10 protein-coding genes are annotated in these 11,635 nt (G+C 70.0%); 8 read left to right on the top strand and 2 right to left on the bottom strand.

Features of this window, described 5'->3' with window-relative positions; genetic code table 11:
• Positions 1-39: 39 nt before the first annotated feature.
• Positions 40-1,326 carry a bifunctional GNAT family N-acetyltransferase/ATP-binding protein gene (locus MRBLWH10_RS17730; RefSeq protein WP_341940940.1) on the bottom strand — a complete coding sequence of 429 codons (1,287 nt, stop codon included), beginning with the start codon at positions 1,324-1,326 and terminating at the stop codon, positions 40-42.
• A 272-nt stretch (positions 1,327-1,598) separates the two neighbouring features.
• Here MRBLWH10_RS17730 and MRBLWH10_RS17735 point away from each other — a divergent pair, with 272 nt between their 5' ends.
• The 5 genes from MRBLWH10_RS17735 (at position 1,599) to MRBLWH10_RS17755 (ending at position 6,716) form a co-directional block, all read left to right on the top strand.
• The gene (locus tag MRBLWH10_RS17735; RefSeq protein WP_105677287.1) at positions 1,599-2,027 is read left to right on the top strand and encodes a transcriptional repressor; all 429 of its coding nucleotides are present in this window, start codon (positions 1,599-1,601) and stop codon (positions 2,025-2,027) included.
• Complete coding sequence (locus MRBLWH10_RS17740; RefSeq protein ID WP_341940941.1) at positions 2,024-3,064, top strand: permease; 1,041 nt, start codon at positions 2,024-2,026, stop codon at positions 3,062-3,064. The genes MRBLWH10_RS17735 and MRBLWH10_RS17740 overlap by 4 nt, the downstream gene beginning before the upstream one ends.
• Positions 3,065-3,137: 73 nt before the next feature.
• Positions 3,138-3,821 carry a TIGR03943 family protein gene (locus MRBLWH10_RS17745; RefSeq protein ID WP_341940942.1) on the top strand — a complete coding sequence of 228 codons (684 nt, stop codon included), beginning with the start codon at positions 3,138-3,140 and terminating at the stop codon, positions 3,819-3,821.
• A complete protein-coding gene (locus MRBLWH10_RS17750; protein WP_341940943.1) occupies positions 3,811-5,994 on the top strand; it encodes a hypothetical protein in 2,184 nt (727 codons plus the stop codon). The genes MRBLWH10_RS17745 and MRBLWH10_RS17750 overlap by 11 nt, the downstream gene beginning before the upstream one ends.
• Positions 5,994-6,716: a DNA-3-methyladenine glycosylase gene (locus tag MRBLWH10_RS17755; RefSeq protein ID WP_341940944.1), complete on the top strand. Its 723-nt coding sequence runs from the start codon at positions 5,994-5,996 to the stop codon at positions 6,714-6,716. The genes MRBLWH10_RS17750 and MRBLWH10_RS17755 overlap by 1 nt, the downstream gene beginning before the upstream one ends.
• Here the strand turns inward: MRBLWH10_RS17755 and MRBLWH10_RS17760 are convergent.
• Complete coding sequence (locus MRBLWH10_RS17760) at positions 6,656-7,666, bottom strand: LacI family DNA-binding transcriptional regulator (RefSeq protein ID WP_341940945.1); 1,011 nt, start codon at positions 7,664-7,666, stop codon at positions 6,656-6,658. The two genes, MRBLWH10_RS17755 and MRBLWH10_RS17760, sit on opposite strands and share 61 nt — an antisense overlap.
• Positions 7,667-7,806: 140 nt before the next feature.
• On the opposite strand from MRBLWH10_RS17760, the gene MRBLWH10_RS17765 reads away from it, so the two are divergent.
• Genes MRBLWH10_RS17765 through MRBLWH10_RS17775 form a run of 3 tightly spaced genes read left to right on the top strand, consistent with a single transcriptional unit; the run spans position 7,807 to position 11,623 of the window.
• A complete protein-coding gene (locus MRBLWH10_RS17765; RefSeq protein WP_341940946.1) occupies positions 7,807-9,816 on the top strand; it encodes a beta-galactosidase in 2,010 nt (669 codons plus the stop codon).
• Positions 9,813-10,727 (top strand): sugar ABC transporter permease, encoded by a 915-nt coding sequence (locus tag MRBLWH10_RS17770; protein ID WP_105677432.1) that lies wholly within the window; start codon positions 9,813-9,815, stop codon positions 10,725-10,727. The genes MRBLWH10_RS17765 and MRBLWH10_RS17770 overlap by 4 nt, the downstream gene beginning before the upstream one ends.
• Positions 10,724-11,623, top strand: a complete 900-nt coding sequence (locus MRBLWH10_RS17775; protein WP_341940947.1) for a carbohydrate ABC transporter permease — start codon at positions 10,724-10,726, stop codon at positions 11,621-11,623. Before MRBLWH10_RS17770 ends, MRBLWH10_RS17775 begins: the two co-directional genes overlap by 4 nt.
• Positions 11,624-11,635: the final 12 nt, after the last annotated feature.

Here is an 11,635-nt window from a genome sequence, read left to right on the forward strand (position 1 = left end):
CTTGAGGAGTTGTGAACCGTGCAGCCCGCGACCAGGGAGTCACACCCGGGCGAGCGCCTCGATGTCTTCCAGGAACTCGGCCGCGGTCTCGGGGGAGACGGTGGTGCGGGTGCCGGCGATCGCCTCGAGGTAGTCCTGCGTGCTCGGTCCGTCGGGGGCGGATGCCGTGGCGCCCGACGCGATGGCCACCTCGAATGCGCGCTGCGAGGCGCTCCGCGCCGCGAACTCGATGTCGGCGGGGGAGAAGCCCTCCGTGCGGTCGACGAGGATGTCGATGTCGACGGCATCCGACACCTGTGCGGGGATGTAGCGGAGCCAGATCGCCGCCCGCGCCGCCCGGTCGGGCAGGCCGATGGGGATGACGTAGTCGAAGCGTCCGTGGCGGAGGAACGCGCTGTCAAGCGCGCGGATGAAGTTCGTGGCGCACACCAGGAGACGGCCCGGCTGCTCTCGGAAGGTCGGGATGATCTTCAGCAGCTCGTTCGTGACGCCCTGCAGCGGGGACGGCGGCTCGCCGGACCGCTGGGCGGCGATCTCCTCGACCTCGTCGATGAAGACCACGGCGTGCTCGAGCTCGGAGATCTTGGTGAAGGTCTCCCGCAGCGCGCCGGCGAGGCCCTTCGGATCGGCGGCCAGCCGCGAGGGGAACACCTCGACGAACGACCACTCCAGACGTGAGGCGATGGCCTTCGCGAAGGTCGTCTTGCCGGTGCCGGGAGGGCCGAACAGCACCACGGCACGCGGTGGCACGACGCCGAAGCTCTCCGCGAGGTCGGGTTCGGCGAGGGGCAGCACGAGCCGCTGCTCCAGGATCTCCTTCTCGCGCCGCATGCCCGACACCGACTCCCACAGGTCGCGCGGCATGAGGCGGCCGCCGAGCTCGGCGAGGGAGGTGAGCTCCTGCCGCTGCACCGGGATGCGCCGCTCGAAGTACTTCAGGTGGTGCTTCGACTCGAACCCCCGCGCCGCGAAGGCGGCGAGTCGCGTCTCGACCTCAGGCATCAGCGCCGAGAGCTTCGTCAGCCCGTGCGGCGCCATGCTCTTCTCCAGTGCGCCGAGGAGCGCCGAGCCGATGCCGCGGTCGCGCCAGGCCTCGTCGATCGCGAAGAACACGACCCAGCCCTGGTCGTGAGCCGCGCGTCCGACGACGGCGGCGATCACATCGTCTCCGTGCACCGCGACGATCGCGTGGTCCTTCTGGCAGGAGGCGACGACTTCGCTGAGGTCGTACACCGGCTCGATGCCGGCGCGCTTGAGCTCCTCCCACAGGTGCAGGATGCCGCCCAGATCGTCGTTGTGGAACTCGCGCAGTCGCCAGCCGGTCATCTGGACTCCCTCGTCTCGGATGCCGCAACGATACCGAGTCGCATGCACCCCGGCCGAACCCGCCCGTAACACTCCCCGCTCCCGCGTCTCTCGCCCCCACCGTCCCGGCATCCTCTCGCCTGCCGTCGAGTGCACGGGTTCTCGCCGAGTGCACGGTCTATCGATGTCAAGATCCGGTGCACTCGTCGACTTCACGGGAAGTCGACGGGGGCGACGGGAGGGCGGGTGACGGTTCCCAGGCCGGGGAGAACACCGGCGATTAGACTCTCCTTATGGCTCAGCGGAACACCTGGCAGCGCGAACGCGTGCGCGAAGCGCTCGCCGACGCCCGCGGATTCGTGAGCGCGCAGAGCCTGCACGCGAGCCTCCGCGACGACAACACCGGCATCGGCCTCGCGACGGTGTACCGCGCGCTCGCCGGACTCGCGGCATCCGGCGACGCCGACTCGCTGCAGAGCCCCGAAGGGGAGGCGCTGTACCGCGCCTGCACCACCCAGGGGCACCACCATCACCTGATCTGCCGATCCTGCGGTCTGACCGTGGAGATCGAGGCCAAAGACGTCGAGCAGTGGGCCCATCGCACCGCCGCCCTGCACGGATTCACGGATGCCGCGCACGTCGTCGACATCTTCGGACTCTGCACCCCGTGCTCGAAGAAGGCCGCCGCGGCTCGAACCGACCTCGAGGAAGCGAGCGCGTGAGCAGCTCCGCCACCGCGGCGCCGCCCGCTCCGCACGCGCACCGCTCGGCACGCCCGCCGCGCTCTCCGTGGATCGGCGTGGGCCTGGGCGCCGCGATCGTCGCCGCGCTGTTCCTGGTCGACCGCTTCCTGCCGACGCTGTACACGGCATCCCTGCCGCATCGCGCGCAGGACGGCCTGACCCTCGCGATGAGCGTCCTCATCGAGGCGCTGCCGTTCGTGGTGCTCGGCGTGCTGCTGTCGATCGTCGTGCAGGTGTGGCTGCCCGCCGACGTCATCCACCGCTGGCTGCCGAAGAGGGCGTGGGCTCGACGGGCCGTGCTGTCGCTGCTGGGGATGCTGATCCCGGTGTGCGAGTGCGGCAACGTGCCCTTCGCCCGCGGTCTCATGATGCGCGGTCTCGCCCCCGCCGAGGCGCTCACCTTCCTGATCGCGGCGCCGATCGTGAACCCGATCGTGATCCTCACGACGCACGCGGCCTTCGGCTTCGACGACGGCATCCTCGTCGCCCGCCTCGTCGGCGGCTACCTCATCGCGAACCTGATCGGCTGGATCTACAGCCGGCATCCCTCTCCCGACGCCCTGCTCACCCAGCGCTTCGTCGACACGTGCGAGCGGGTGTCGCACGAGCCCGGCACGCCCGTGCGCCGCAGTCTCACGCAGTTCCTCGTCGAGCTGCGCGCCGTGATGCCGGCGCTCGTGATCGGATCCGCGCTCGCCGGGGCCGTGCAGGTGCTGGTGCCGCGCGACGTGCTGCTCGCGATCGGCGCGAATCCGGTGCTGTCGATCGTGGCGATGATGGCCCTGGCCATGACGGTCGCGATCTGCTCCAACGTCGACGCCTTCTTCGCGCTGTCGTTCGCCTCGACGTTCTCGGCCGGCGCCCTCGTGGCGTTCCTGCTGGTCGGTCCTCTGGTCGACGTGAAGATGCTCGCGCTCATGCGCACCACGTTCACCACCCGCACCCTGGCCGGCATCGTCGGCGTCGTGGTGCTCGCCGCCTTCGCGATCGGGATCGGGGTGAACGTCTTTGTCTGAGTCCGCGCACACTCACGCACCGTCCCGGGCCCGTTCGCTGGGTTCCCGGTGGCTGGGCATCGGCCTCGCGACCGTGCTCGCCGTCGTGACCCTCGGGCTCGGCGTCACCGGTCGACTCACGCTCTACATCAGCCCGGAGTCGGTGTGGTTCGCATGTGCCGCCGCCGTCGTGACCCTGATCGGCGCGATCTGGTCGTGCACCCTGCCGCTCGGTGAGGAGGAGGGGCACGATCACGGCCACGAGCATGCGAGCCCCGGCGCTCTGGCGGCCACAGCCACGGTGACGGGAGGCGTGATCGCCTCCGGCGTCGTCGTCGCGGCGCTCGTGCTGCCCCCCGCCTCGCTCTCGGTCGAGCTCGCCATGTCGCGCGCGGGCGAGTCCTCCGCGCTGTTCGCCGGGGCCGACGACGTCACGCTCGGCGTCGCCGACACCACGAAGTTCGGGGTCGGCGACTGGGCCAGCGTCTTCGCGACCTCCACCAACACCTCCGCCTTCGACGGCACGACCGTGACCCTCACCGGCTTCATCACCCCGCAGGGCAGCAAGGGCGTGAACCTCACCCGGCTCGTGATCACGCACTGCGTGATCGACGCGCAGCCCGCGAACGTCCCGGTCACGATCACCGCCGGCGAGTTCAAGACCGGTCAGTGGGTCAAGGTCACCGGAGCCGTCAAGGCGGATGCCGACGGCGCACTGCACGTCGAGCCCACCTCGGTCGAGGCGATCGACGAGCCGGGGGATCCGTATGAGTACTGACGACGAGCGGCCGGACACCCCTGCGGTGCCGCGCACGCGCGCCGAGATGCGTGCGGCGCGAGAGGCGGAGGCGGCCGCTGCCGCTGCCGCTGATGCGTCGGGCGCGGATGCCGTCGACCCGAACCCCACCGCAGGCTCGTCATCCGTTGATGCGCCGTCGGTCGCGCCTTCCGCGGTGCCGTCCGCTGAGGCGGAGGCCCGTGGTGCCGGTGAGGCGCCGACCGCGCGCGCGTCTGCAGCGGCTCCCTCGGAGCCCAGTGCCCTCGCAGGCGGTGCTGCGGATGCCGATGAGCCCGCCTCCGAGAAGCCCGCCCCCGCTGCGTCGACCCGTGAGTCCACCCCGGATGCTCCGGCATCCCGCTCGCGCTTCGAGCCGGCAGACGAGCGCGAGGCGGCGATGCGGGCGGCGATGGTCGAGGCAGCCGCCGCAGCGGCCGCAGCGACCGAGGCCGCGAATCGACCTGCAGACGTGTCGTCTCGCTCCGCTCGCTCGACGACCGGTTCTTCCGCGATCGACCCGTTCGCCCGGTCCTCGACCGAGTTCGCCTCACGGTCGGCGACCGACTCTGCCACCCGGTCGACCGACACCGACTCCGCCACCCGGTCGTTGAGCGAGGAGCGCAGCGACGAGACGACACGCCCGTCTCCGGCATCGACGTCGGATGACGCCCCGGCCGAGGCCGCGCGCACGAGTGCGGGCGTTTCGTCTCGCTCCGCTCGCTCGACGACCGAGGAGTCCTCGTCAGCGACCGGCGCCTCCGCTCGCACAACGACCGGAGAGTCCGCCCCGACGTCCGAGAAGTCCGGTGCCTCGCGGCGCTTCGCCCTGGCACTGGCATCCGTGCTCGGCATCCTCGTGCTGGTCGGAGCCGGGCTCGGCGCCGTGAGCCTGACGCAGGGGCCGCGCATCACCGCGACGCAGGTCGACCCGATGCACGCGATCGAGTCGAGCGGCAGCCGCGTGATCCTCACGGCGAACCAGTCCCTCGCTCCGATCGACGACTCTCAGGTCACCGTGAAGCCGGCCGTGCCGTTCACGGTCGATGCCTCCGGCCGCGGCATCGGCGTCCGCTTCACGGTTCCGCTCGACGACTCCACGAAGTACACGATCACGGTCGCCGGGGTCACCGGCGCCGGCGGCGGGCCGACGACCACGCTCACGAAGAGCTTCACGACGCCGTCATCCTCGATCTTCCTGCTCAAGCGCGACGCGAAGAAGAAAGACACGATCTTCCGCACGGATCTCACCGGGGAGAAGGCCGTTCCGGTGTTCTCTGACGACAAGATCAACGACTTCCGCGCCACCTCGAACCTCCTCGTCGTCTCCGTCGAGGAGGACGAGGTCTCGAAGCTGTACGTGATGAACCGCGACGGCTCGAACAAGCGCGAGCTGAAGCTCCCCGGCGTCGGGTACATCGGCTCCATCCAGGTGTCCGACCGCGGCGGGCTCGTCGGCTACACCTATTCCGACCAGGAGCTCAGCGACACCGAGGGGCGCGCGAGCGTCCTGGTCACGCAGCCCCTCTCCGGCGGGGATCCGACGATCGTCAAGGTCGGCGACAAGGAGGCGAACATCCTCGTCTGGCAGTTCGTGCCCGACTCCGCCGCGATGCTGTTCATCGACTTCGACGGTGCGCTCTCGCTCATCGACCACTCCGCGGATTCGGGGGTGCAGTCCCTGGGTCTCGCGACCGACATCCAGGGCGTCTCCCGGGGCACGTACACGGCCGTCATCGAGCGCCTCGACGGCTCGGTCGTGGATCTGAATCTCGCCGACGGAACGGAGCAGCCGCTCGCGGCATCCGACCCCGACTACGGCACGGCGAGCACGATCACGCCGTTCCCCGGCGGCACGCTGCGCCACGTGGCATCCCTCGACGAGACGGGGATGCCGAACGGGCAGGCGATCGTCAGGGTCGGCGACGACGGCAAGGCCGTGAAGATCGCCGAGGTCGGGCCGAGCGATTCGATCCTGCAGGCGTGCGCCTCGCCGAGCGGCCAGTACGCCGCCGTCGCGATCGCCCCGAACCTCGCGGACACCCCCTACGATCAGATGCTGCTGCCGCTTCCGCAGACGGTCCAGACGCACCTGTTCGACCTCCGCACGGGCAAGGAGCTGGTCGCTCTGACCGGCTTCGACGCCTCGTGGTGCGCGACCGCCCCGCACTACTGATGCGCCGCGCGACCCGGGACGATCTGAGCGGTCTGCCGCTCGAGGTCGCCCCGCGTCTGCTCGGCGCCGAGCTGCGCACGGTCGTCGGCGAGGAGGAGGTGCGCCTGCGTCTCACCGAGGTCGAGGCGTACCACGGGCACGGCACGGGCGAGATCCCCGACCCCGGCTCGCACGCCCGCATGGGCCGCACAGCCCGCAACGCGACGATGTGGGGAGAGCCGGGTCATCTGTACGTGTACCTGAGCCACGGCATCCACTCCTGCGTGAACGTGGTCGCAGGGCCGGAGGGGCAGGCGGGCGGGATCCTGCTGCGCGCCGGCGAGGTCACGGGAGGCGCGGATGCCGCGGCCCTCCGTCGCGGTGCGAACCTTCCGCTGACGCCGCTCGCACTGCGGGATCTGGCGAAGGGGCCTGGGCGGTTCGGGCAGGCGTCGGGTCTGCGGCATCCGCTGCACGACGGCATCGATGCGGTCTCCGGCGATGGATGGCACGGGGCGAGGGCGCAGCTGTGGTTTGCAGAGACGCCGGTGGCCGACGTCGCGTCGGGGCCGCGGGTCGGCGTCGCCGGAGCGGCGGGAACGGATGCCTTCCCCTGGCGGTTCTGGATCGCCGGCGACCCGACGGTCTCGGCGTTCCGGTGGGGGAGAGGCGCGAGGGACGCTCAGGCGGAGGTGCGCCAGACCACGGGCGCGTCGAGCAGGATGCCCTCCCGCGGACGCTGATCGTCTCCCAGCTGGGAGAGGACGGATGCCGCGGCTGCCGCCCCCAGCCCCTCGGCCGGCTGGTCCACCGTCGACAGCGGCGGCGTCGTGCGGGTCGCCCACGTGCTGTTGTCGAAGCCGACGACCCCGACGTCCTCCGGCACGCGTCGCCCCGCTTCGCGGAGGGCCCACATGGCGCCGGCGGCCACCGCGTCTGAGGCCGCGAACACCCCGTCGACGTCGGGAGCGCGCTCGAGCAGGCGCGTCATGGCGGATGCCCCGTCGGCGTAGGAGTACAGCGGCACCTCTTCGACGAGGTTCTGGTCGAAGGCGTCGCCGAGCGCATCGGTGAAGCCGGCGAGGCGGTCGGTGCCCGAGTCCCTGTCGAGAGCGGCGGCGATCATGCCGACGCGCTTCCTGCCGGTCGCCACGAGCCGGGAGGTGATCGTGCGTGCGGCTCCGCGGTTGTCGATGCCGACCCAGGCGGCGTCGACGTCGGGCGGATGGCCGACGTAGGCCACGGGCAGATCGAGGCGCATCACGGCCTTCGTGATCGGGTCCTGCGTGCGCGCCGAGACGATGACGGCGCCGTCGACGAAGCCGCCGTTGAGGTAGCGCGCGACGCGTTCGGTGTCGCGCACGGAGTCGACCACGAGGCACACCATCTGGTAGTCGGCCTCGGAGAGCGTCTCGTTCGCCCCGAGCATGATCGCCCCGATGTTCGGGTCCTCGAGGAAGAGCGCGTGGGGCTCGTGCACGATGAACGCGACGGCCTGCGTGCGCTGCCGCACGAGGTTGCGCGCGGCGGTGTTCGGCACGTACCCGACCTCGCTGATCGCGTCTTCGATGGCGCTGCGCGCGGCGTCGGACACGTAGCCGCCGTTGAGCACGCGACTGACCGTTCCGCGCGAGACGCCGGCGACGCGCGCCACGTCGTGCACGGTGCTGCGACGGCGTCCGGACGAGGTCATGTGCACAGCCTATCGATCAGGACTTGACGTGATCCGCCGACACCTGCGACTATGTGTGCACGTTCACAGAAATCTGATCCTCTTTCTCGTCGGTTGAATCTGTGCACGTGCACACATCTCTCGCAAAGGAGCGTCACCGAATGGCCGCCGCCGTGTCCACCCGCATCTCCTCGCTCACCGAGGGGCGCGGACTCGTCTTCGGGTGCGACTACAACCCGGAGCAGTGGGACCGCAGCGTGTGGCCCGAGGACGTGCGTCTGATGCAGGAGGCGGGGATCGGCCTCGTCGCGATCAACATCTTCGGCTGGTCGTCGATCAACCCCGCGAAGGGGGTGTGGGACTTCGCCGCGCTCGATGAGATCATCGGACTCCTGCACGAGGGCGGCATCCGCATCAACCTCGGCACCGGCACGGCATCCCCGGCACCCTGGCTCACCGCCCGGCATCCCGAGATCCTGCCGGTCGGCGAGGACGGCACCGTCTTCCACCCCGGCGGACGTCAGGCGTACTGCCCCAGCTCCCCGGTGTTCCGCGCGTACGCCGCCGAACTCGTGACCCGCGTCGCGGATCGCTACGGAGATCACCCCGCCGTCGCGCTCTGGCACGTCTCGAACGAGCTCGGATGCCACAACGCCCTCTGCTACTGCGATGCCAGCGCCGAGGCGTTCCGCGGGTGGCTCCGTGCACGCTACGCCGACATCGACGCGCTCAACCGGGCATGGGGCACGACGTTCTGGAGCCAGCGCTACGGCGCCTTCGACGAGGTGCGGCCTCCCGCACAGGCGCTGTCGCTGCGCAACCCCGGCCAGGTCCTCGACTTCCAGCGGTTCAGCTCCGACGAGCAGCTCGCGCTCTACCGCGCCGAAGCCGAGATCCTGCGTGCGCGGAGCGACCGGCCGGTCACGACGAACTTCATGGTCACCGCCCACATCCGCAACCTCGACTACTGGACGTGGGCGTCCGACATGGACCTGATCGCCAACGACCACTACCTCGACCGTCGTCTCGACGACGCCCGCGGCGAGCTCTCCTTCGCCGCCGATCTCACACGCGGACTCGCGGGCGGTGCGCCCTGGCTCCTCATGGAGACCTCGACCGGCGCCGTGAACTGGCAGCCCTACAACCTCGCGAAGGCCCCGGGAGAGCTGCGACGCAACGTCGTCGCCCACATCGCCCGAGGAGCCGACGGCATCTGCTTCTTCCAGTGGCGGGCGTCGACGCAGGGCGCCGAGAAGTACCACTCGGCGCTCCTCCCGCACGCGGGTGAAGACTCCGCGCAGTGGCGGGAGTCCGTCGAGCTCGGCGGCATCCTCGACCGGCTCGGGGAACTCGCCGGCACCGAGGTCGTCGCTGACGCCGCCCTGCTGTTCTCCTGGGAGAGCTGGTGGGCGGCGGAGGGCGAGGGGCGCCCCAGCGAGGGGCTCGAGTATCTGCAGCAGGTGCACGCCGCGCACGCCGCGCTGGCCGATGCGGGGATCACCGCAGACGTCGTGCGCCCCGGCGGCGCTCTCGACCGCTACCGCCTCCTCGTCGTCCCGGCGCTGCACCTGATCAGCGATGCGGATGCCGCGGCCATCGCCCGCGCCGTCGAGAACGGCGCCACGGCCGTGATCACGTTCTTCAGCGGCATCGTCGATGAGGAGGACAGGGTGCGCACGGGCGGTTACCCCGGGGCCTTCCGCGACCTCCTCGGCATCCGCTCCGAGGAGTTCGCGCCGCTGCTCCCCGGACAGATCGTCGCCCTCAGCGACGGCACGACGGCATCGACGTGGAGCGAGCGCCTCACGACGACGGATGCCGAGATCGTCGCGTCCTACGTCGACGGTCCGGCTGCCGGCGGTCCCGCGATCACGCGCCGTCGGCACGGCGGCGGTGAGGCGTGGTACCTCGCGAGCCAGCCGAGCCGCGACGACTATCGACGACTGATCGCCGACATCGCGACATCGGCCGACGTCGCGCCGCAGCCTGGAGCCGGCCGCGACGTCGAGATCGTCCGCCGCGCGGGGGAGTCCGGCAGCTACCTGTTCATCATCAACCACGGCGTCAGCGACATCGAGATCACGGCCACCGGCCGCGACCTCGTCACCGGCGCTCCCACCACCGGAACCGTCCCCGCCGGGGCGGTCCGCATCATCAAGGAGGACGCATGACGACGACGCTCGCGTCACCGGTCGGCGCGCAGATGCGCCGACGCCGGATACCGCACAAGCGCGCGATCGCGATGCTGCTGGTGCCCTTCGGCATCCTGTTCACGCTGTTCTACATCGTGCCGATCGTGTACGCGTTCTGGCAGTCGCTGCTGGTCGTGAAGCGCGACGGCACCTTCGGCAAGGCCGAGCAGGTGTTCGGCGGTCTCGCCCAGTACGCGCTGGTCTTCCAGGATGAGGCGTTCTGGGCGTCCATGGGGCGCATGCTGATGTTCGGCGTCGTGCAGGTGCCGGTCATGCTGGGCCTGGCGCTGCTCTTCGCGCTCCTGCTCGACTCCCCGCTGGTCAAGGGGCGGCGGTTCTTCCGCCTCGCCTTCTTCGTGCCGTACGCGGTCCCCGGCGTGATCGCCGCGATCGTGTGGGGGTCGCTGTTCTCACCGAACCTCTCGCCCTTCACGGCACTGACGAAGAACATCGACTTCCTCGGCGCCGACCTCGTGCTGTGGTCGATCGCCAACATCGTCACCTGGGTGTTCGTCGGCTACAACATGCTGATCATCTACTCGGCGCTGCTCGCGATCCCGCAGGAGCTGTACGAAGCGGCCAGGCTCGACGGCGCCGGCCAGTGGCGCGTCGCCTGGTCGATCAAGATCCCGCTCGTGCGGCCGGCGATCGTGATGACCGCGATCTTCTCGATCATCGGCACGCTGCAGCTGCTCGCCGAGCCCCAGGTGTTCCGCTCGTTCAGCTCGGCGGTGACCAGCACGTTCACCCCGAACATGACCGTGTACGCCACGGCATCCATCCCGAACACCAACCTCGCCGCGGCCTTCTCGGTCGTGCTCGCGGTGACGACCTTCGTGCTCTCCTTCGGGTTCATGAAGTACATGCAGCGCAAGGAGGACAACGCATGAGCACCGCATCGATCGTCGCTCCGGGCGGAGTGAAGGCCTCATCCGGGAAGTCGCCGATCAGGGAGTCGGGGATCTCGCGCGCCGGGGCCATGCTGATCATGGTCGTCTTCACGCTCTACTTCCTGATGCCGCTGTGGTGGCTGCTGGTCGCGTCGAGCAAGGACACCGGCGACATCCTCACCACGGCGCCGCTGTGGTTCGCGGACTTCCGGCTGTTCGACAACATCGGGGCCGTGTTCGCGTACAACGACGGCATCTACCTGAGGTGGCTGTGGAACTCGATCCTGTACGCGGCTCTGGGTGGCGCCATCGCGACGCTGCTCGCCGCCATGGCGGGGTACGCGCTCGCCAAGTACCGGTTCCTCGGCCGTGACACGCTGTTCAACATCGTGCTCGGCGGAGTGCTCGTGCCCGCCACCGCGCTCGCGCTGCCGCTGTTCCTGCTGTTCAGCCAGGTGCAGCTGACGAACACGTTCTGGGCGGTCTTCCTGCCCTCGATCGTGAGCCCGTTCGGGGTGTACCTCGCCAGGATCTTCGCGGCGCAGTCGGTGCCGGACGAGCTGCTCGAGGCCAGCCGGCTGGACGGCGCGGGCGAGATCCGCACGTTCTTCACCGTCAGCATCCGCCTGATGACCCCCGCGCTGGTGACGATGTTCCTGTTCCAGTTCGTCGGCATCTGGAACAACTTCTTCCTGCCGATGATCATGCTGCGCAGTGAAGAGCTCTTCCCCGTCACCTACGGCCTCTACAACTGGAACACCCAGCTGAGCCAGATCCCCGAGCTGCGCAGCCTCGTGCTCGTCGGAGCGCTGCTCTCGGTCATCCCGCTCATCGTCGCATTCCTCCTGCTCCAGCGCTTCTGGCGCAACGGCCTCGGGGCCGGCGCGCTCAAGTGAGCAGGATGCCGG

This window comes from Microbacterium sp. LWH10-1.2 (assembly GCF_038397765.1).
In the GTDB taxonomy this organism is placed as follows: Bacteria; Actinomycetota; Actinomycetes; order Actinomycetales; family Microbacteriaceae; genus Microbacterium; species Microbacterium natoriense.

Excerpts from the sequence above, each read along its gene's own strand:
- MRBLWH10_RS17730 (WP_341940940.1), bottom strand. The coding sequence starts at position 1,326 with ATGACCGGCTGGCGACTGCGCGAGTTCCACAACGACGATCTGGGCGGC.
- MRBLWH10_RS17735 (WP_105677287.1), top strand. The coding sequence starts at position 1,599 with ATGGCTCAGCGGAACACCTGGCAGCGCGAACGCGTGCGCGAAGCGCTC.
- MRBLWH10_RS17750 (WP_341940943.1), top strand. The coding sequence starts at position 3,811 with ATGAGTACTGACGACGAGCGGCCGGACACCCCTGCGGTGCCGCGCACG.
- MRBLWH10_RS17755 (WP_341940944.1), top strand. The coding sequence starts at position 5,994 with ATGCGCCGCGCGACCCGGGACGATCTGAGCGGTCTGCCGCTCGAGGTC.
- MRBLWH10_RS17760 (WP_341940945.1), bottom strand. The coding sequence starts at position 7,666 with ATGACCTCGTCCGGACGCCGTCGCAGCACCGTGCACGACGTGGCGCGC.
- MRBLWH10_RS17765 (WP_341940946.1), top strand. The coding sequence starts at position 7,807 with ATGGCCGCCGCCGTGTCCACCCGCATCTCCTCGCTCACCGAGGGGCGC.
- MRBLWH10_RS17770 (WP_105677432.1), top strand. The coding sequence starts at position 9,813 with ATGACGACGACGCTCGCGTCACCGGTCGGCGCGCAGATGCGCCGACGC.
- MRBLWH10_RS17775 (WP_341940947.1), top strand. The coding sequence starts at position 10,724 with ATGAGCACCGCATCGATCGTCGCTCCGGGCGGAGTGAAGGCCTCATCC.